The 19,465-nt window shown below is 51.9% G+C and carries 18 protein-coding genes and 2 pseudogenes; 7 read left to right on the forward strand and 13 right to left on the reverse strand.

Translation table 11 applies throughout. The features are described from left to right. Positions 1–69: 69 nt before the first annotated feature. The gene (gene rimJ / locus P4S53_RS18325) at positions 70–654 is read right to left on the reverse strand and encodes a ribosomal protein S5-alanine N-acetyltransferase (protein WP_337113814.1); all 585 of its coding nucleotides are present in this window, start codon (positions 652–654) and stop codon (positions 70–72) included. 359 nt (positions 655–1,013) lie between these two features. Here rimJ and P4S53_RS22670 point away from each other — a divergent pair, with 359 nt between their 5' ends. Beyond that, the gene (locus P4S53_RS22670) at positions 1,014–1,247 is read left to right on the forward strand and encodes a methylated-DNA--[protein]-cysteine S-methyltransferase (protein ID WP_442958695.1); all 234 of its coding nucleotides are present in this window, start codon (positions 1,014–1,016) and stop codon (positions 1,245–1,247) included. Positions 1,248–1,289: 42 nt separating this feature from the next. Here the strand turns inward: P4S53_RS22670 and tyrR are convergent, their stop codons facing one another. From tyrR to pspA, 6 genes are all read right to left on the reverse strand, one after another. Next, on the reverse strand, positions 1,290–2,825 hold the full coding sequence (gene tyrR, locus P4S53_RS18335) for a transcriptional regulator TyrR (RefSeq protein ID WP_337113816.1): 1,536 nt from the start codon (positions 2,823–2,825) through the stop codon (positions 1,290–1,292). A 214-nt stretch (positions 2,826–3,039) separates the two neighbouring features. Then, complete coding sequence (locus P4S53_RS18340; protein WP_337113817.1) at positions 3,040–4,077, reverse strand: YcjF family protein; 1,038 nt, start codon at positions 4,075–4,077, stop codon at positions 3,040–3,042. Further along, a complete protein-coding gene (locus tag P4S53_RS18345; RefSeq protein WP_337113818.1) occupies positions 4,074–5,471 on the reverse strand; it encodes a YcjX family protein in 1,398 nt (465 codons plus the stop codon). The genes P4S53_RS18340 and P4S53_RS18345 overlap by 4 nt, the downstream gene beginning before the upstream one ends. An 83-nt stretch (positions 5,472–5,554) precedes the next feature. Further along, entirely contained in the window at positions 5,555–5,941 is a 387-nt protein-coding gene (gene pspC, locus P4S53_RS18350; protein WP_161456179.1) for an envelope stress response membrane protein PspC, read from the reverse strand. Next, positions 5,938–6,168 carry an envelope stress response membrane protein PspB gene (gene pspB, locus P4S53_RS18355; RefSeq protein WP_027253354.1) on the reverse strand — a complete coding sequence of 77 codons (231 nt, stop codon included), beginning with the start codon at positions 6,166–6,168 and terminating at the stop codon, positions 5,938–5,940. The genes pspC and pspB overlap by 4 nt, the downstream gene beginning before the upstream one ends. Before the next feature lie 21 nt (positions 6,169–6,189). After that, a complete protein-coding gene (gene pspA, locus P4S53_RS18360) occupies positions 6,190–6,855 on the reverse strand; it encodes a phage shock protein PspA (RefSeq protein ID WP_192015330.1) in 666 nt (221 codons plus the stop codon). A gap of 286 nt (positions 6,856–7,141) precedes the next feature. Here pspA and pspF point away from each other — a divergent pair, with 286 nt between their 5' ends. The 6 genes and pseudogenes from pspF to P4S53_RS18390 all read left to right on the forward strand — a co-directional run bounded on the left by pspF (position 7,142) and on the right by P4S53_RS18390 (position 13,566). Beyond that, entirely contained in the window at positions 7,142–8,164 is a 1,023-nt protein-coding gene (gene pspF, locus P4S53_RS18365; protein ID WP_337113819.1) for a phage shock protein operon transcriptional activator, read from the forward strand. Positions 8,165–8,286: 122 nt separating this feature from the next. Then, positions 8,287–9,907, forward strand: a pseudogene (gene sapA, locus P4S53_RS18370) (ABC transporter substrate-binding protein SapA). 3 nt (positions 9,908–9,910) lie between these two features. Next, positions 9,911–10,873, forward strand: a complete 963-nt coding sequence (locus tag P4S53_RS18375) for an ABC transporter permease (protein ID WP_337113820.1) — start codon at positions 9,911–9,913, stop codon at positions 10,871–10,873. After that, positions 10,860–11,747, forward strand: a complete 888-nt coding sequence (sapC, locus tag P4S53_RS18380; RefSeq protein ID WP_027253359.1) for a putrescine export ABC transporter permease SapC — start codon at positions 10,860–10,862, stop codon at positions 11,745–11,747. Before P4S53_RS18375 ends, sapC begins: the two co-directional genes overlap by 14 nt. After that, positions 11,747–12,745 carry a peptide ABC transporter ATP-binding protein gene (locus tag P4S53_RS18385; protein ID WP_337113821.1) on the forward strand — a complete coding sequence of 333 codons (999 nt, stop codon included), beginning with the start codon at positions 11,747–11,749 and terminating at the stop codon, positions 12,743–12,745. Before sapC ends, P4S53_RS18385 begins: the two co-directional genes overlap by 1 nt. After that, entirely contained in the window at positions 12,742–13,566 is an 825-nt protein-coding gene (locus tag P4S53_RS18390) for a peptide ABC transporter ATP-binding protein (protein ID WP_337113822.1), read from the forward strand. The genes P4S53_RS18385 and P4S53_RS18390 overlap by 4 nt, the downstream gene beginning before the upstream one ends. Here P4S53_RS18390 and P4S53_RS18395 read toward each other — a convergent pair. The 6 genes and pseudogenes from P4S53_RS18395 to rpsA form a co-directional block, all read right to left on the reverse strand. Next, positions 13,563–14,834, reverse strand: a complete 1,272-nt coding sequence (locus P4S53_RS18395) for an MgtC/SapB family protein (RefSeq protein WP_337113823.1) — start codon at positions 14,832–14,834, stop codon at positions 13,563–13,565. The genes P4S53_RS18390 and P4S53_RS18395 overlap by 4 nt on opposite strands. A gap of 152 nt (positions 14,835–14,986) precedes the next feature. Beyond that, complete coding sequence (pyrF, locus tag P4S53_RS18400) at positions 14,987–15,685, reverse strand: orotidine-5'-phosphate decarboxylase (RefSeq protein ID WP_337113824.1); 699 nt, start codon at positions 15,683–15,685, stop codon at positions 14,987–14,989. 99 nt (positions 15,686–15,784) lie between these two features. Further along, positions 15,785–16,953: pseudogene (lapB, locus tag P4S53_RS18405) on the reverse strand (lipopolysaccharide assembly protein LapB). 7 nt (positions 16,954–16,960) lie between these two features. After that, the gene (locus P4S53_RS18410; RefSeq protein ID WP_046219696.1) at positions 16,961–17,248 is read right to left on the reverse strand and encodes a LapA family protein; all 288 of its coding nucleotides are present in this window, start codon (positions 17,246–17,248) and stop codon (positions 16,961–16,963) included. A gap of 129 nt (positions 17,249–17,377) precedes the next feature. Further along, positions 17,378–17,668, reverse strand: coding sequence for an integration host factor subunit beta (gene ihfB / locus P4S53_RS18415; protein ID WP_027253366.1), 291 nt, complete (start codon positions 17,666–17,668; stop codon positions 17,378–17,380). A gap of 74 nt (positions 17,669–17,742) precedes the next feature. Continuing rightward, positions 17,743–19,413, reverse strand: coding sequence for a 30S ribosomal protein S1 (gene rpsA / locus P4S53_RS18420; protein WP_027253367.1), 1,671 nt, complete (start codon positions 19,411–19,413; stop codon positions 17,743–17,745). Between the last annotated feature and the right edge of the window lie 52 nt (positions 19,414–19,465).

Here is a 19,465-nt window from a genome sequence, read left to right on the forward strand (position 1 = left end):
AGCATACAGTCAACGCAAGCTTTTTTATTTCCGTTTTACCGGCCTGCAGTCAATGTGCTCTGCAAACCGTTACTGCGAAGGTTGCGACCAGTCCGGGTTAATACGGGCCGTCAGTATATGATCTTCCCAGCGTCCATTGATCAACAAGTATTCACGGGCAACCCCTTCCTGCTCGAAACCCGCCGATTTCAGGACTGCCGCACTCCGCTTATTGCGCGGGATATAAGCTGCCATCACCCGATGAAATTGCTGCACGTCAAACATCCAGCGTATGGCTGCATTGAGCGCCCGGCGCATAATGCCCTGGCCCTGACATTTCTCATCCAGCGAATAGCCCACATGGCAGGCATAAAAAGGATGGCGCACCAGGTTGCTGAAATTGATGACACCGCAGACTTCTTCTGAGCCTTCCGTGAAGATAACAAAATAATACGCCAGCTGGTGTTTATGGAGCTCAGCCAGCTGTGTCAGGCGGCGTTCCCAGCCTTCCACAGTAAAGAAAGCCGGATCCCGAAGCGGTTCCCAGGGCTGGAGAAACTGTTTGTTGCGCTGATAATAGGACGCTATCTGACGCGCATCTTTATTTGTTACCAGACGCACTGTCAGTCCATCAACTTTCAAGGTTGATGAACGCTGCATGATTGAATGAAACAAGCTGACCTCTGCATACTATACTTTCACTTTAACGCTACCGGCATTGAGGCGTTCACCTGTGCCTGATGAAAGGTAGCCGTTAAGACTCTCTGACCGGTAAAGGCAACTATGTACTATGACCTGATCAACACTGAGCTTGGTCTGATTTATCTGCAGGCCGACGACCGGGGACTGAAGCTGCTCACCATTGCCAGTGACGGCTATCAGCCTCCCCCTGCTGGGTTCACCATCCTAAAAAATTACAAGAGTACACCCTTCAGCTCAAGCAATACCTGGAAGGCAAGCGGCAGCAATTTTCACTGCGATTAGCGCCCGATGGCACAGCTTTTCAGCATCAGGTCTGGCAGGCTATCCAGACCATCCCCTATGGCGAAACACGCACCAGTCAGGAACTGGCTGTCCAACTTGGCAATAAACAAGCCCATCAGGCGGTGGCACTGGCTAAGAATGTGAATCCCATTCCTATACTCATCCCCTGTCACCGCGTGATCTGCCAGAACCCGAGAATCAGCTGCCGTTTCGGGCTGGATTTAATCAACCTTTTACGGGCCCTTGAAAAAGGCCACATCCAGCCTAAACTCAGGCCACTTTAGCAGAACGACCTTCCAGGTAATTAAGATAGCGCTGCCAGCAGGTTACGGCTTACTGATACCATACTCGCGTAATTTATTCGCCACTGCGGTGTGAGACACTCCTAATCGTTTTGCCAATTTACGCGTAGAAGGGTAACTCCGGTACAGGTTTGTCAGAATGCCGGTTTCATAGCGCTTCATGATGTCATCCAGCGAGCCATCCAGTGTCTCTTCATTGATCACGCTGGCCGACTCATTCTCTGGCAGCTGAATATCATCGACTGTCATTTCGGCGCTTTCAAGCTGCGTCATCGCCCGGAACAGCACATTGCGGAGCTGGCGGATATTGCCCGGCCACGCATACTGACTCAGCATCTGGGACAGTTTATCTGACATCACAGGCTTCGCCTGCTGCAGCTCCTGAGCAAACTGAGACACAAAGAGCTCAGCCAGTGGCACTATATCTGCCGCCCGTTCCCGCAACGGCGGAACCACCAGAGATAACACATTCAGGCGGTAGTACAAATCTTCACGGAATTGCCCCGCAGCAACCAGATCCGGTAATCGCTTCTGTGTGGAGCAAATCACCCGGACATCGACCCGCACTTCTTTCTCTTCACCGACCCGGCGGAAGGTGCCATCCTGCAGGAAGCGTAACAGTTTCACCTGCAAATGAGCCGACATCTCGCCGATCTCATACAGGAACACCGTACCGCCGCTGGCCTGTTCGAAAATACCTTTCTTACCGGATTCACCACCGGTACCAGCCACCCCGAACAACTCGGTTTCGGCGGCGTTATCCGGCATCGACACGCAATTGACCAGCAGGAATGGCTTTTCCCGGCGCAGTGAGCGCTGGTGGCAGGCTCTGGCAAGCATTTCTTTGCCTGTCCCGGTTTCGCCCTGGATCAGTAAAGGCGCATCGAGCAGGGCCAGTTTCTTCGCCTGCGCAATCAAATGCCGGAAACGGGAAGACTGCCCGACCAGATGTTCAAAACCATTGTCACCGCTGATCTTGCGCATCGCCAGGGGCATTTTGGCTTCCGACAGGGATTTCAGCAGAATCACCGCACTGGCCAGCACTTCATTATCGGATTCATCGGCCACGTAGACCGGCATGACTTCCATCAGATAATCCAGGCCGGACAAGACCACCATTTCGCTGTAATGCTTGGCGCTGTCTTTCTCCAGCCAGCGATGGAAGTTGAAGCCCAGCACACTGTGGACGGTTTCTCCCAGTACCGCTTCGCGGGTTTTACCTAATAACTGCTCTGCCGGCTGATTGGCCAGATCGATTTTGCCCTGTAAATTGACAGAGAAAAAGGGATCCGGCAGCGCTTCCAGCAAAGCTTTCAATTCTTTGTGTTCACGCTCGCTCGGCATGAACTGTATTTTACGGACATCCGTCACGCCATCTAACTGACGGATTTGAAACATTAACTGACGAAACTCTTCAAATTCGATTTCCGGACAATTGAGATAAATAATACCGCTGCGGTCGATTTCGATTCCCCGCAGATCCAGTTCCCGGCTCGCCAGAATATCCAGCAGTTCACGGGTCATCCCAAGCCGATCGACACAAAAGACTTGTAGTCTCATAGGGGTTGCCTTTTCGCTCCAGACAAAACTGTCAACAATTCGTGACACAAAAAGAAGTGTGCGCGGAAGTCGGTGTGCCGTCAAGACGGCAATGCACGAAGGTGAGAGCTATATCGTGATGAAATGGCTGCAGAAAATACTTTTTGTTTCTGAGTACCGTGAATCGGATAAAAAACGACCAGCGTTTTACGGCTGGTCGTTGTATTTCCGGGCATCAGTCTGCGGGTTTTTCTGCTTTATCGCCGCCCAGCCGGCTGAGCAAATCACGACGAATATCACTCAGCGCCGGGGCTTGTTCCGGCTGCCAGGGTAACGGACGCATCAAGTTGATGGCTTTAAGTCCAAGACGGCCGGTCAACAAGCCGACCCCCAGGCCTTGTGCCGCCCTGGCAGACAGTCGACCGGCAAGGTGAACAGACAAGATATCCATGCTGCTGTCGGTAATCAGCTCACTGGCACCGGCGATGGCCATATTTTGCAGCACGAGCTTAAACAGCTGAATGCGAGACCAGTAGCCCAGCTCGATACCATAGACTGCCGCAACCTGATCAATCAGACGAAAATTTCGCCAGGCGACCAGTAATATGTCAGCAATCGCCAGCGGACTGACCGCGACCATCAGGGCGGCTTCCCGTGAATATTTAACCACCAGCTTCCTGGCCTGTTTGTCCTGCTGACTGAGCACCAGCTGGTCATACATGGCCAGCACTTCCGCATCATTGTGCGTTGCCGCCAAAGACGACTGCCAGCGGCTGTAACCCGGGTTCTCAGCCGAAATTGCACCTTGCTTGGCCAGCCGGATACAAAACGCTTTCCCCTGTCCGATGCCCTCAGCGGCGAGCAATATTTCAGCCTGCTCGCGTTCTGTCTGGCGATCTTTGAGGCGGCGCAGCCTGAGCCATTCACGGCCAATCACACCAATACCCGTTGCAGCCACCGAGGCCACCAGCACGCTCCAGCCCAGCGACAACCAGTCACCGCTCTGATAGGCGCTGGCAACATAGTCAACACTCTGCCACACCGTCAGTCCGATGCCGCCCAGCAGCAAAGTCTTCAGCCAGCGCCCCCGGGAAGAGGATTTTCCCAGCGTTTTCTCCAGCTGCGCTTCGGCCTGCGAGCCGGTATCTTCTTCGGCCGCTGCGGGCAAAAAGCTTTCCTGCCCGGCAAATTCCAGCCGGCTTTTCAGATCCGGTCCTGACGGCTCGGTTTCCTGCTCATCAAACACAATTTTGCTTTGATACGGCTTCGTCATCGCAGTTTATCTCCCAGCAAAAACGCCAATGTTTTATCCATACGAATGTGCGGCAAAGGTTCATCGCTTTGTTGTGGCAGCGGACGGAAACTGACAAAGTCGAACCCCTGCGCCTGCCAGAAGGCATCATCCGGCAGCCTTCGCGGCACTTCGCCGGGAAACACTGTTTGTGCCTGTCCCGACAAAGTATGCCCCCGCAGTGCCGGCACCTGCTTGCCCTGATGATCCACAAAGCCCGGCTCCGTGGCCTGAATGGCGGCCAGACTGGTACAGCTCATGTGAATGCCCTCAAAGGAAGCCGTTTGCCAGGCTTCATTGACCATTTGCTGTAACAGACTGACCAGATTCGGATGTTGCTCCGGGGTAATATGATCGGCCTTGGTCGCCGCAAACAGAACTTTATCAATACGAGGCGAAAACAAGCGGCGCAGCAAGGAGCTTCTGCCGTAATGAAAACTCTGCATCAGCTGATTGAGTGCATGGCGCATATCATTAAACGATTCGCGGCCGGCATTGAGCGGCTGCAGGCAATCGACCAGAATGATCTGTCGGTCGAAACGGGAAAAGTGCTCCCGGTAAAAACCTTTCACCACATGCTGCTGATAATACTTGTAGCGGCGTTTCAGCACGCCGATATTGGTGTCGTCACCCGCTTGGTTTAACTGGGCTTCGGTGTATTTTTCCAGCCACATAAACGGGAAAAACTGCAACACCGGTGCCCCGGCCAGCTCACCGGGTAACACAAAGCGTCCCGGCTGGACCCAGTGCAGTCCGGCTTCCGCTTTACACTTGAACAGATAATCGGTGAAGGTCGCCGCCAGGCGCGCCAATGCTTGTTCGTCAGCCGGAGCGAAAGGATCCAGCGCCTCGCCTGCGGCAAGCCAGTCGCTGGCCAGTTGCTGACGACGGCCAGTCATCAGCCGGCTCTGCTGTTTCGACCAGGCCAGGTAATCCATTTCCAGCAACGGCAGATCCAGCAACCACTCACCGGGATAATCGATGATATCCAGATACAGGGTAGCGGTATCCTGCAGCAGTTTTAGCGGGCCTTTCTGCGGTTTAAAGCGCAGCGCCATACGGATCTGACTGACATCCCGGGTCGGTTCCGGCCAGTGTGGGGGCGATTGCAGCAAAGCCTGCATGCCTTCTTCGTAACCAAAAGCCGGGACGTGCATATCAACCTGCGGCACCCGACGAGCGCCCAGCAGATAGCCGTCACTAACGGCCGGAAACAGCGGCAGCCGCGGGTTGGTACTGACATGCTGCAGCTGATTCACCAGCGAAGTAATAAAGGCCGTTTTACCGGCTCGGGACAATCCTGTCACCGCCAGACGCACATGCCTGTCCAGGCCACGGTTTACCAGTTTGTTGAGCTCTTGCCCCAAATGAATCATATCCTGCCCTTTTGGTTGTTATTGGCTGATACGCAACAGAAAAGCAGGCCACTGCCTGCTTTTCGTAACACTTGACCGATCAATTAAAGCTGTTTGAACGCTTTTTCTACATTGAATGCCGATGAAGTGACATAGGCTTCCATGTCGCGGAGCTTGCCTTCCATCTCATCAAACTCATTTTCAATATTATCCAATAGCTGCGACGGCGACTGTCCCGACTGCCAGGGTTTTTGTTTCACTGTGTGCTCTTTATAAGCATGCTGCTGAATCTGACGCTCTTCCGGCATCTTGTCGAGAAACAGACAAGCAGCGATATACGCCAGTGTCACAAAGAACCCGATACCCAGCAGAAAGGCAGACACGGTCAGAATACGGACGACCCAGGCCTCCACCCCGAAGTACTCGGCAATCCCGGCGCAAACCCCGCCCAGCTTGCCGTTCTTCGGATCACGGTATAAGGTTTTCGTCATGGCTTCTGCCTCCAGTGTGGCGCTTCTGCATCAAGTATTTTTTCCAGTGTCACAATACGCTGCTGCATTTGCTCAGCACGGACCACCAGCCCTTGTAATTTGTCAGTATCTTCACCTGACAGCCCCTGTGCCGTCTGACGCTTACTGCGGTAATGCAAAATCAGCCACAGTGGCGCAACAAACACCAGAAAGACAATCAACGGCCCTACAATAAATCCCATGGACATGCACACTCTCCTTCTGAGGCGTTATTCTTTGTCTTTCATGCCCGCTTTCAGGCGTTCCAGCTCTTTTTCAATGTCATCCTGCGCCTGCAGATCAGCAAATTCCTGCTCCAGGCTTTTGCCCCGGCCTATATTATAGCTGTCGGCTTCTGCTTCCATTTCATCGATCCGGCGCTCGTACTGCTCGAACTTAGACAAAGCTTCTTCCACTTTACCGGTATCGAGCTGACGGCGGACTTCACGACGATTATCGGCAGCCTGGTGACGCACCACCAGACTTTGCTGACGGGCGCGGGTTTCCTGCAGCTTACGCTCCAGTTCAGCCACTTCGGTTGCCAGCTTTTCGATGGTCTCTTCCACCAGCTTATATTCTTCCTGCAGCGTCAGTACCACATCGCTGATTTTCTGTTTTTCAATCAGCGCAGCGCGCGCCAGATCTTCTCGGCTCTTCTGCAGCGCCAGTGTGGCTTTGTTCTGCCAGTCTTCTGACTGTGACTGCAGGCTGTTGATCCGACGATACAGCTCTTTTTTATCTGCCATCGCTTTGGCCGAAGAAGTACGGACTTCCACCAGTGTGTCTTCCATTTCCTGAATGATCAGGCGGATCATTTTTTGCGGATCTTCAGCTTTGTCCAACAGCGAATTCACGTTGGCGTTTACAATGTCCGCAAAGCGAGAAAAAATACCCATTATGTCTCTCCTTTCATCGCTGCAACCACACCTGTCGGGTTGCAAGCATTGTGATATGTCATTTCACCAGATAGCAATCTGCCTGTAACTTTTATTACAAGAGCCGTGCCAACTTTTAAAAAGCCGTAATTTCAGATATTTACCTTTGCGGATACAGATTCTCACTGCTATCTTATGATTGTTTACACCAAGAGTTGGTAAAATTCACCACACCAGTGTTGTGCCTCCCGGCAACCTCACGCCAGTTGGGCATATCTTTATTTTCTACACAGTAACGGATAACCTGATGCAAAAAACAGACAATCTGATCGGTGAATCTGAACCCTTCCTTGCTGCCCTGGATCATGCCTCCCGTCTGGCGCCGCTTGAGCGCCCTTTACTGATTCTCGGTGAGCGCGGGACAGGGAAAGAGCTGATTGCCCAGCGTATCCACTATTTATCAAAGCGCTGGGATCAGCCCCTGGTGTCGTTAAACTGTGCCGCACTGAGTGACGGTATCATCGACTCTGAATTGTTCGGCCATGAAGCCGGCTCCTTTACCGGCGCCAAAGGCCGCCATCAAGGCCGGTTCGAGCGGGCTGAAGGAGGCACGCTGTTTCTCGATGAGCTGGCTACCTCTCCGATGGGCATTCAGGAAAAACTGCTGCGTGTCATTGAATACGGTGAATACGAACGGGTGGGAGGCAGCAAAACCTGTCAGGCCAATGTCCGTTTGATTTGTGCCACCAATGCCGATCTGCCGGCGATGGCCGAAGCCGGCAAGTTCAGAGCGGATCTGTTGGACAGACTCGCCTTCGATATCATACACCTGCCGCCGCTGCGTGAACGCCGGGAAGACATTATGCCACTGGCTGAATACTATGCCGTGCGCATGTGCCGGGAAATGGGTTTCGGCTATTTTGCCGGATTCAGTCCGCAGGCCCAGCGCACATTAATGGCTTACCAATGGCCCGGCAACGTCAGAGAACTGAAAAATACCGTCGAGCGTTCCGTGTTCCGTCAGTCAAATGAAGATCTGCCAATACAGCATATTGTGCTGGACCCGTTTCAGTCACCCTGGTCGGCTAATGACTCTGAACAAGCAAACAGCGCCCCTGAAAACAGCACTCAGTCCGTGAATGTCCAGCCTGTGTTACCACTGGATTTGCGCCAGTATCAGACCGAACAGGAAGTAGCTTTGATCAATCACGCCCTGGCACAAGCCAAGTACAACCAGCGAAAAGCCGCACAACTGTTGGGATTAAGCTACCATCAACTCAGGGGTTTACTGCGCAAACATAATATGGTCGGCAGTAACCAGGAAGAATAGAAAAAAGGACGTTCAGATAAAAACACACTGGATATTGAAGGAGATACCTTGGTGCTTGGCACGGAAAGTGGTAAATTTAGCCACTTGTTTTTTCTCGACACCATTTAGATAAGAGCGTTGTTATGAACGCCTGTTTCCGATTGCTGCTCACCTGTGCCGGATTGCTGGGTTTGACGGCCTGTTCACAGCCACAACAAGATAACACCATACGTCAGTGGGGGTTTATTTATTGTGGCCAGGATACTCCCTGGACTTTTAACCCGCAGCTCACTGATGGCGGGCATACTGCAGACAGTCTGGCCGCTCAGGTATTTGACCGTTTGCTCCAGCTTGATCCTATCAGTCATTTGCCGCAACCTGCGCTTGCCAGCAGCTGGACCGTCAGTGAAGACGGGCTTGAATACACCTTCACGCTCAGAAAAGATGTGCGCTTCCAGCAGACCGCGAATTTCGCCCCCACAAGGCACTTTAATGCCGAAGACGTGGTATTCAGCTTTAAGCGGGTCATCGATCCTAAGCACCCTTATCATTCTGTCTCCGGCGGTCATTATCCCTGGTTTGAAAGTCAGTCATTCGGCCAGCTGATTGACAGCATTGATGTTCTTGATCCCAGCACAGTGAGATTCACGCTCACCCGGCCTGACAATGCCTTTTTGTCTACCCTGTCGAGTTCGTATGCGGCCATTCATTCGGCAGAATATGCTGATCAGCTGCTGCGTGAAGGCCATCCTGATTACATTGATACCAAACCGGTCGGCACTGGCCCCTTCTATCTGGCTGAATATCATCCCCATGATTTGATCCGACTGAAGCGCCATGCTTTTTACTGGCGTGGCGCACCTTTTATGAACCAGGTGGTGTTTGATATTTCTTCCCGCGGTACCGGATCCCTGGCCAAGCTGCTCAATCATGAGTGTGATGTGCTCTCCTCGCCGGTTGCCAGTCAGTTACCTGTGATTAAAAATAACCCGGACTTTGAACTGATAGCCCAGACAGCCATGAACGTTGCTTTTCTGGCCATCAATAATAATATCCCCGCTTTGCAGGATGTTCGGGTACGCCAGGCGATCAATCTGGCCATTAACCGTGAAAACCTGCTCGATTCTGTCTATTACGGCACGGGTACCAAGGCCAAAAACATTGCTGCCGCCCATGTCCTGGGCACATGATGACCATCTGGCAGACCTCAATTATGACCCGGCCGCTGCCATAGCACTGCTGAAAGAGGCAGGCTACAGTAATAACCTGCACCTGATCCTTGCCGTTCCCATGGAACCCAGGCCCTACAACCCCAGCCCGCGCAAAACAGCCGAGTTAATCCAGGCTGACTTACGGGCTGTGGGAGTTGATATCACCTTACTGTTACAGGACAGACCGCTCCGGCCAGGTTCGGTGGCTCAGAAAGGCATCGATCTGACGCTGACTGGCTGGGTGGCGGATAATGGCGACCCGGATAACTTCCTGCGCCCACTGCTGTCGTGCAGCGCCAAACAGGCTGGCCTGAATGTCGCTAACTGGTGCAACCTTCAGTTTGATAACCTGTTGGAACTGGCATCACGCACCACTAAACTGGATCAGCGTATGGACTACTACCAATACGCTCAGGAAATATTGCGCGACGAAATGCCGATTATTCCGCTGGCGCACGGTATCCATTATCAGATCCATCATAAATCTCTGCACGGGCTGCATCTGAGTCCGTTTGGTACTCGCTCATTCTCTAATGTGTACCGGAGCGAATAACTGATGTTTATCTATACCATTCGCCGATTGAATCTGTTTCTGATCACCCTGTTCATACTCACCTTGATCGGCTACAGCATTTTACGTATCGAACCGTCAAGCTACTGGAATCTTCACGAATTTTGGCCCGGCTGGCTGTTGTATCTCGATAACCTGATGGTGGGTAACCTCGGGCTCAATCAGGAAGGGCAACCTATTCTGTCAGAGATTCTCCAGGTGTTCCCTGCCACTCTGGAGCTGTGTTTTTTCGCCTTTATTCTGTCGCTGATTGTTGGCATCCCGCTTGGCACACTGGCTGGGGTCAAACGTGGCCGCTGGGTGGATACCTGCATTTCATCCCTGACACTGGTAGGTTATTCCCTGCCGTTATTCTGGCTGGCCATGCTGTTTATTATGCTGTTCTCGCTCAAGCTGGGCTGGCTCCCTGTTGCCGGGCGCTATAACCTGCTCTACCAGATTGATTCCGTGACAGGTTTTGCCCTGATCGATGTGTTTCTGTCTGACATGAGCTACCGTTCAGCCGCACTGATCGATGTCATCCGGCATCTGGTATTGCCGACATTAGTGCTGGCCATCGCGCCAACGACCGAAGTGATACGTCTGACCCGTGCTTCTGTTGCCGATGTCATGCAGCAAAACTTCATTAAAGTTGCACAAACCAAAGGGCTGTCCATGTGGGAGATCATCATCCGGCATGCCCTGAAAAATGCCATTCCACCCATCATCCCCAAACTGGGGATGCAGTTTTCAACCATGATGACCTTTGCCATGTTAACTGAGTCCATTTTCAACTGGCCCGGCATAGGTCGCTGGTTGCTGGACGCCATTGCCACACAAAACTATGTGGCCATTCAGGCCGGTGTGATTACTGTCGGTGGATTCATTCTGTTCGCAAACATTCTTTCTGACCTGGCGGGCGCCATGGTGAACCCACTGACCCGTAAGGAATGGTATGCCATCAAATAATATTTATCAGGAACATAAGATTCCGACGCAATGGGAACGGGCCTGGCAAAATTATCAGGCCAATTCTCTGGCGGTGTTTGGACTGTGGTGCCTTGGCTTTCTGCTGCTGATAACGATCTTCGCCCCGTTAATGGTTGCCTACGGGCCGGGTGAGCAAGTGGGCGAGTTTCTGATGCCTCCCTCCTGGGACGCCAGCGGACATGTGGAATTTTTCTTCGGCACCGATGATCTGGGCCGCGATCTCTTCACCCGAATTCTGCTGGGAAGCCAGCTGACCTTTGGCTACGCGCTGCTCGTGGCGCTGGCTTCGGCGATCCTGGGCATCGTCATTGGCGTACTGGCTGGCATGACCCGCGGGCTCAAATCCAGTATCCTGAACCACGTACTTGATACTGTGTTGTCGATACCGTCGCTGCTGCTGGCCATTATCATCATTGCCTACATGGGTACCGGCATGACCAGTATTCTGCTGGCAATCTGGCTGGCGCTGATCCCGCGTTTTATCCGCGCGATTTACTCTGCGGTCCACGATGAGATGGAAAAAGAGTACATCATTGCAGCGCGGTTAGACGGCGCAAACAGTTTCTATCTGCTGTACTACTCGATTTTGCCAAATATTCAGCCTGTGATTATCAGCGAGCTGACCCGGGCAATCTCTATCGCCATGATAGATATCGCGGCACTGGGCTTTCTGGGGCTGGGCGCGCAGTCTCCGTCACCGGAATGGGGCGCGATGCTGGGTGATTCCATCGAATTAATCTATCTGGCACCCTGGACAGTCACCCTGCCCGGCCTGGCCATCACCTTCAGCATCTTAGTGGTAAACTTAGTAGGAGAAGGTCTCCGTCAGGCAATTAATGCAGGAGTCGACTGATGCCACTGCTCGATATACGAAACCTCACCATTGAAATTGAAACGCCTCAGGGCATGGTCAAAGCCGTTGAGCGTATGAGCCTGACCCTGAACGAAGGTGAGATACGCGGACTGGTTGGCGAATCAGGGTCAGGCAAAAGTCTGGTCGCGAAGGCCATCGCCGGTGTCACGAAAGACAACTGGCGGGTCAGTGCCGACCGCTTACGTCTGGGCGATATTGATCTCCAGGCACTGTCTCCGCGCGAACGCCGCAAAGTGGTGGGCCGCGAAATTGCGATGATCTTTCAGGAACCCTCTTCTTGTCTTGACCCCTCTGAACATGTGGGTCAGCAATTGGAAGAAGCCATTCCGCGCAGCTCTTTCAATGGCACCTTCTGGCAGCGCTTCCACTGGCGCCAGAAACAGGCCATTGCCCTGCTGCACAAGGTCGGTATCAAAGACCATAAACGGGTGATGAACAGCTATCCCTATCAGCTGACTGACGGTGAGTGCCAGAAGATCATGATAGCGATGGCCATTGCCAACCGGCCTCGGCTATTGATTGCCGATGAACCCACCAATGATCTGGACCCCATCACACAGGCGCAGATTTTCCGTCTGCTGAGCCGGATGAACCAGCTCAATAACACCACGATACTGCTGGTCAGCCACGATCTGACAACTGTCACCCAGTGGGCCGACCGCATTACTGTGATGTACTGCGGACAGGCGGTTGAATCCGGCAGCCGTAAGCAGTTACTGACCACGCCGCACCACCCTTATACGATCGCCTTGCTGCAGGCCATGCCGGATTTCAGCCAGGATATTCCGCATAAGAGCAAACTCACCACGCTGCCCGGCTCGATTCCGCCTTTGCAGCATTTACCCATTGGCTGCCGACTGGGACCACGCTGCCCGCATGCGCAACGGAAGTGCGTCGAAGTTCCTAAGCGTAAAAAGGTCAAAAATCATAAGTACAGCTGCCATTTCCCGCTGAATATGCCGGAGCCTAAATCATGAGTGCCCTGTTGGAAGTAACCAACCTGAGAAAAGAATACCACCACCGCTCCGGTTTCTTCCGCCGCCGTAGTACTGAAGCCGTCAAACCTGTGTCTTTTAATCTGGAAGTGGGTGAAACCCTGGCTCTGATCGGTGAAAACGGCTCAGGTAAATCGACGCTGGCGAAGATGCTGGCTGGCGTTGTCGACCCCTCGGGCGGTGAAATCCGGGTCAACGGCGAACCATTGGCTTTCGAAGATTACAAAACCCGCTGTAAGCTGATTCGCATGATCTTCCAGGATCCCAATACCTCGCTGAATCCAAGAATTCAGATTGGTCAGATCCTGGAAGGGCCGCTGAAACGTAACACCAGTATGACACCGCAGGAGCGCGAGAATCGTATCAAAGCTACTTTGCTGCGCGTTGGTTTGCTGCCGGAACATGCCTATTTCTACCCGCAAATGCTGGCAACCGGCCAGAAACAACGGGTATCACTGGCTCGTGCGCTGATTCTGCAGCCTTGTATTATCGTGGCGGACGAAGCACTCAATGGACTGGACATGTCGGTACGCTCTCAGATCATTAACCTGCTGCTCGATCTCCAACAGGAAATGGGACTGTCGTACATCTATGTTTCCCAGCATATGGGCGTGATTAAGCATTTCAGCGATAAGCTGATGGTGATGCAAAAAGGTGAAGTGGTCGAAGCCGGCGCAACGCAGGAGGTGTTCAGTTCGCCACAACACCCTTTGACTCAGAAGCTGCTGGACAGTCACTTTACAGCACCATCGCACGATCGCAGCACCCGGACCAGCAGCCGCTCGGCGAAAATTCACGTTTAACTGAGAACCAGCCAGGCCCATATCGCCGCCGCACATAAAGACATCAGCACAGGCAAGACCACGTAACTGGCCAGCGTGCGGCTGCCTGCAAAGCAAGCCATCAGCATCTTCACCAGACTGTTGACACACGTCGCAATAACGATTGCAAACCCTGCCGTCTGGATGCTGAGCAGGTTTTGACTCTGGTGGCCGAGAGCAAGCGTGATGGCATCAACATCTGTTATGCCTGACACCGCTGAAAGCACATACGTGCCCGTATCACCAAACCACTCCTGCAGTGCATGAGCCAGCACTACAATCACCAGTAAAGCAGCACCGAACAACAACGCAGCAGGTAATGCAAGCGGATTACGTTTCACCTGGGGCGGTTGATAGCTTTCCATCGGGTTTCGCAACCAGACCCACAATGCAGGCAAATAAAAACACGCCATCATGATCAACATAGGAACAGCAACAATCGCCACCAGTCGGGTGTTAATCACAAAACAAAGTAAAACGACCCGCGGGAACATGGTCCCGCAGCTGATCAGGATCCCGCTTGCCAGCAAAGGCGACAGCGCAGTGTCCTGCTTCGACAGGTTTGAGAATTGCAGCGTCAGCGCAGTCGATGAGCTCAGACCGGCAAATAAACTGGTAAATAAAATCCCTTTCCGCGGGCCGCCGATTCTGATGGCAAAATAGCCGACGAACGAAATGGCCGCAATCAGCACTACCAGCCACCATATTTCAAACGGATTAATGGCTTTCCAGGGACCAAAGCCTTCATTTGGCAGCAGCGGCAGTAATACCACTGAAATCAGTAGCAACCTCAGAGCTGCATCCAGTTCATACTCCTGCACCTTGGCAATCGCGGCGTGGAGCTCCTCTTTCATATCAAGAATAATTGCCGTGACAACAGCGGCCGATACTGCGACCACAGGCTGGCCACTCACCGCCAGACACCCCAGCAGAAAAGTCAGCAAAATACCGATTAAGCCAGTAATGCTCAGATTAACAGCTAAACGCTGACTGGACAGATACGCAATGGTGATCACCGCGCTTAATGCCACCAGGGCAAATCCCAGAATTACAGCCGAATAAATACCCGATAGGAGACCTATCAGCCCTCCCATCAGGCCAATTAATGAGTAGGTCCGAATGCCAGCAACACGCTGCCCTTCTTGCTGATTACGGGTTACCCAGCCACGCTGCAAGCCAACGATTGCCCCTAACAAGAGTGCAATCCCTAACCGCCAGAGTGGAGATTGCCAATCCAGCACATGCTCCATACGGCTTTATCATCTTTTTGTTCTTACAAGTAAAAGTGTAAGAAACAACTTGGCAAAGTGCTGTAAAAAATCACCCCGCCGCAGCGGGGATGACAAAATGAAACAGAACTACCCCTGCCAGGTGAAGACAGAGGCAGGATATGAAGGGGAAATTACGCCAGAAGAGAGCGGTTGATCTCGGCCAGCACTGCTGCCGGATCGTCAGCCTGAGTGATAGGACGACCAATGACCAGATAATCTGACCCTGCTTTTACCGCTTCTGCTGGCGTCATCACTCGGCGCTGATCACCCGCGGCACTGCCGGCAGGGCGAATTCCCGGCGTCACCAGCTTAAATTCAGCACCCAGATTGGCCTTCAGCAGACTGGCTTCATGCGCTGAACATACTACGCCATCGAGCCCACTGTTCTTGGTCAGCGTGGCAAGATTCAGAACGTGTTGTTCTGGTGAGCAGGAAATCCCCACCCCGGCCAAATCCTGTGCTTCCATGCTGGTCAGCACAGTGACGGCTATCAACAGCGGCCTGTCTTTACCATAAGGTTCCAGGATCTCACGAGAAGCGCTCATCATGCGCTCACCACCACTGGCGTGTACATTCACCATCCATACCCCCAGTTCGGCCGCCGCTTTCACCGCACGGGAACAGGTATTTGGGATATCGTGAAACTTAAGATCCAAAAAGACGGAATGGCCTTTGTCGTGTAGCTGACGCACAAAGTCCGGCCCAAACAGCGTAAACATTTCTTTGCCTACTTTCAGTCGGCAACTGCCTGGCTCAATGCGATCAACAAACGCCAGTGCCGCATCCTGAGTGGGATAATCCAGTGCCACAATCACTTTTGGGTCTAACATTCTCTCTCCTAGACTTCTGTTCTGCATAGCTATATTCAAAAGAAAGGGCCAGCACACACGGTGATCAGCCCTTTCAAATTTACATTCTCTTTGTCGCCATTACTCCCCATCCAGTCCTCGAATGGGTTTCACTGCCCCCACCCTTTGCAGGACGGGCATTGCCAGTAAAGCGAATGACTTTCAAAACCGCACTTACCGCAACGATAATGTGGTTTCATTTTCAACTGTTCGCCGACCAGACTACGCAAAGTGGTCAAACTGTCCTTGGCGCGGCCTTCTTCTGCTTCATCAAGATGATAATCCATCAGTTTGTAGAAGCCTTTCATTGTCGGGTTCTGCAGCAGTTGGCGAGTCATGAAGGTCTGCGCCATAATCGCGCCTTCATGACGAGCGATTTCATCCGCAAGCATCAGTTCAGCGGTCGCCCCGGCATGGTTGTCTACACAATGGTGAAGATACTTGATCCAGCCTTCCTCATTGTGAGTAGCTTCATAGCACTCCAACAGCATAGGCAGGGTTTCACTGATATAGTCCACATCCTGCTCGGCAACTTTTTCCAGGTGCTGCGCGGCGGATTTATAATTTTTTTCAGCGATAAGAATCCGGGCGGTACTGATTGAGGCCCGGACACAGTGTTTGTCGGCAGACAGGGCTTTCTTCAGCAGCTGCTTGGCTTTTTCTGCATTATGCGCACTCAGCTCCAGCATGGCCAGCTCACACCAGAAATGTGCGATATCATGTCTGAGCTTATTTTTACCCATCTTGACCAGCTGGCTGGCCATTTCGATCGCGTTATCCCATTCCCGGGTTTGCTGGTAAATCGTCAGTAACTGTTGTAACGCCCCTTCTCGGTGATCAGGCTCGTCCAGCAACTGCTCAAAGATTTTTTCTGCGCGATCAAAGAATCCTGCGGCCATATAGTCTTTGGCCAATTGTTGCAATGCCAGGTTGCGTTGATCAATCGTCAGGTTCGGGCGGGCAATCAGGTTCTGGTGAATACGGATGGCACGATCAACTTCACCCCGGCTACGGAACAGGTTCCCCAGGGCAAGGTGAGTATCTATCGTTTCACTATCAACCTGTAATAGTTCAATAAACAGGTCGACAGCTTTATCAGACTGATCAGAGAGCAGCAGGTTCAGGCCTGTCACATATTGGCGTGACAGGTGATGAGACTTTTCCTGCCGCTTATTACTCGCGCTTCTGTTACCCATGTACCAGCCATATGCTGCGGCAATAGGAAGTAACAGAAACAACAGCTCTAGCATGAAGTGATTATTCCTTGGCGGTCTCTACAGAACGCAACTGCTCTAGTTCTTTTTCTTGTTTGGCGACTTTTTTCGTTAAACGATTTTTCGTGAAGCGGGCTTTCAGATACATAGAGCCACAAATCAACCAACCAATTGCAAATCCGATACCGAAGGTTGCACCTAAAAGCGTAGATAGCTGAAATTGTCCTTTGGCTATCAGAAAATCGAAGTCAACCATCACCTGATTCTGCGCACCCAGCGCCAGCGTTAATAAAAAACACGCTATCAAGATAATAATGCCTACTATTTTCATCGTGAATCCTCTCACTAGATCAAAAACTTGATGATTAGATTATGCAGTAAAACGACTCATCAGACCATGATCAACAGACATAAAAAAACGGCATACTTACAGCATGCCGTTTTTTCGTGCTAAATACGATTATCCTGCATTCGGTGCATTCACACGGTCACGTAACTCTTTACCCGGTTTAAAGTGAGGAACGTACTTGCCGTCCAACTCCACTTTATCACCGGTTTTCGGGTTACGTCCTACGCGCGGTGCACGGTAATGCAAAGAGAAACTACCAAAGCCACGGATTTCAATGCGGTCCCCTTCAGCAAGGGTTGTTGCCATATGCTCAAGGATTTCCTTGATCGCATCTTCTACCTGTTTGGCAGAAAGATGAGTTTGTTGGCTGCATAGCCTTTCGATCAATTCAGACTTTGTCATAATCACCCCGTTTTTAGTATGTTTCTCAATAGTATAACCGTTAAGGGGGAAAATGCTTCCCCCCTTGGGGCAAATTATTCGCCTTTAGCCGCTTTAAACGCGTCAGCCATAGCATTACCGAATGCAGATTCGTCCTGCTGGTTCAGGCTAGCCATTGCTTCTTGCTCTTCGTCTTCGTCTTTCGCACGTACAGACAGGTTGATAACGCGGTTCTTACGGTCAACACCGGTGAACTTCGCTTCAACTGAATCGCCTTCAGACAGAACCAGAGTTGCGTCTTCTACGCGGTCACGAGAAGCTTCAGATGCACGCAGGTAACCTTCTACGCCTTCAGCCAGCTCAATGGTTGCGCCTTTAGCATCAACGGCAAGCACTTTACCGTTAACCAAAGTACCTTTCTTGTTCAGAGCTACGAAGCTGTTGAACGGGTCTTCTTCGATTTGCTTAACGCCCAGAGAGATGCGCTCACGCTCAGCATCAACAGCCAGAACAACTGCTGAAATCTCGTCGCCTTTCTTGAAGTCACGAACAGCGTCTTCGCCTGCAACATTCCAAGAAATGTCAGACAGGTGAACCAGACCGTCGATGCCACCGTCCAGACCGATGAAGATACCGAAGTCAGTGATAGACTTGATCTTACCAGTTACACGGTCGCCTTTCGCTTGTGCTTCAGCGAACTGCTGCCAAGGGTTAGCTTTACATTGCTTCAGACCCAGGCTGATACGACGACGCTCTTCGTCGATGTCCAGAACCATAACTTCAACTTCGTCACCCACGTTAACCACTTTAGATGGGTGGATGTTCTTGTTGGTCCAGTCCATTTCAGACACGTGTACCAGGCCTTCAACGCCTTCTTCGATTTCAACGAAGCAGCCGTAGTCAGTCAGGTTCGTTACGCGACCAGACAGCTTAGTGCCTTCTGGGTAACGCTTAGCGATAGCAACCCATGGATCTTCACCCAGTTGCTTCAGACCCAGAGATACGCGAGTACGCTCACGGTCGAACTTCAGAACTTTAACGTTGATTTCGTCACCAACATTAACGATTTCTGATGGATGCTTAACGCGTTTCCAAGCCATGTCAGTGATGTGCAGCAGGCCGTCAACACCGCCCAGATCTACGAATGCACCGTAGTCAGTCAGGTTCTTAACGATACCTTTAACTTCCATGCCTTCTTGCAGAGAAGCCAGCAGCTCATCACGCTCAACGCTGTTTTCAGATTCGATAACAGCACGACGAGAAACAACAACGTTGTTGCGCTTCTGGTCCAGCTTGATAACTTTGAACTCTAGCTCTTTGCCTTCCAGGTGAGCAGTGTCACGTACTGGACGAACGTCAACCAGAGAACCAGGCAGGAACGCACGAATGCCGTTCAGCTCAACAGTGAAGCCACCTTTAACTTTACCGTTGATGATACCAATAACGGTTTCAGCATCTTCGTAAGCTTTCTCAAGCTGGATCCAAGCTTCGTGACGCTTCGCTTTCTCACGAGAAAGTTGAGTTTCACCGAAACCGTCTTCAATCGCGTCCAGAGCTACGTCAACTTCAACGCCAACTTCGATTTCCAGCTCACCAGCAGCATTTTTGAACTGCTCAGCAGGAATAGCTGACTCAGATTTCAGGCCAGCGTCAACCAGAACGAAACCGTTCTCAATGGCAACTACAGTACCTTTAACGATCGCGCCAGGGCGTGTTTCGATTTCTTTTAGAGACTCTTCAAAGAGTTGAGCAAAAGATTCAGTCATTTAAATAATCTTCAGTATATGAACAACCATGGGTATCCTACCGCATGGGGTT

Source organism: Photobacterium sp. Hal280, from assembly GCF_037162255.1.
Lineage (GTDB): Bacteria > Pseudomonadota > Gammaproteobacteria > Enterobacterales > Vibrionaceae > Photobacterium.

Bases quoted from the DNA above. Each gene is read 5' to 3' on its own strand.
- tyrR (WP_337113816.1), bottom strand. From the start codon at position 2,825: ATGAGACTACAAGTCTTTTGTGTCGATCGGCTTGGGATGACCCGTGAA.
- P4S53_RS18340 (WP_337113817.1), bottom strand. From the start codon at position 4,077: ATGACGAAGCCGTATCAAAGCAAAATTGTGTTTGATGAGCAGGAAACC.
- P4S53_RS18345 (WP_337113818.1), bottom strand. From the start codon at position 5,471: ATGATTCATTTGGGGCAAGAGCTCAACAAACTGGTAAACCGTGGCCTG.
- pspC (WP_161456179.1), bottom strand. From the start codon at position 5,941: ATGACGAAAACCTTATACCGTGATCCGAAGAACGGCAAGCTGGGCGGG.
- pspB (WP_027253354.1), bottom strand. From the start codon at position 6,168: ATGTCCATGGGATTTATTGTAGGGCCGTTGATTGTCTTTCTGGTGTTT.
- pspA (WP_192015330.1), bottom strand. From the start codon at position 6,855: ATGGGTATTTTTTCTCGCTTTGCGGACATTGTAAACGCCAACGTGAAT.
- pspF (WP_337113819.1), top strand. From the start codon at position 7,142: ATGCAAAAAACAGACAATCTGATCGGTGAATCTGAACCCTTCCTTGCT.
- P4S53_RS18375 (WP_337113820.1), top strand. From the start codon at position 9,911: ATGTTTATCTATACCATTCGCCGATTGAATCTGTTTCTGATCACCCTG.
- sapC (WP_027253359.1), top strand. From the start codon at position 10,860: ATGCCATCAAATAATATTTATCAGGAACATAAGATTCCGACGCAATGG.
- P4S53_RS18385 (WP_337113821.1), top strand. From the start codon at position 11,747: ATGCCACTGCTCGATATACGAAACCTCACCATTGAAATTGAAACGCCT.
- P4S53_RS18390 (WP_337113822.1), top strand. From the start codon at position 12,742: ATGAGTGCCCTGTTGGAAGTAACCAACCTGAGAAAAGAATACCACCAC.
- P4S53_RS18395 (WP_337113823.1), bottom strand. From the start codon at position 14,834: ATGGAGCATGTGCTGGATTGGCAATCTCCACTCTGGCGGTTAGGGATT.
- pyrF (WP_337113824.1), bottom strand. From the start codon at position 15,685: ATGTTAGACCCAAAAGTGATTGTGGCACTGGATTATCCCACTCAGGAT.
- P4S53_RS18410 (WP_046219696.1), bottom strand. From the start codon at position 17,248: ATGAAAATAGTAGGCATTATTATCTTGATAGCGTGTTTTTTATTAACG.
- ihfB (WP_027253366.1), bottom strand. From the start codon at position 17,668: ATGACAAAGTCTGAATTGATCGAAAGGCTATGCAGCCAACAAACTCAT.
- rpsA (WP_027253367.1), bottom strand. From the start codon at position 19,413: ATGACTGAATCTTTTGCTCAACTCTTTGAAGAGTCTCTAAAAGAAATC.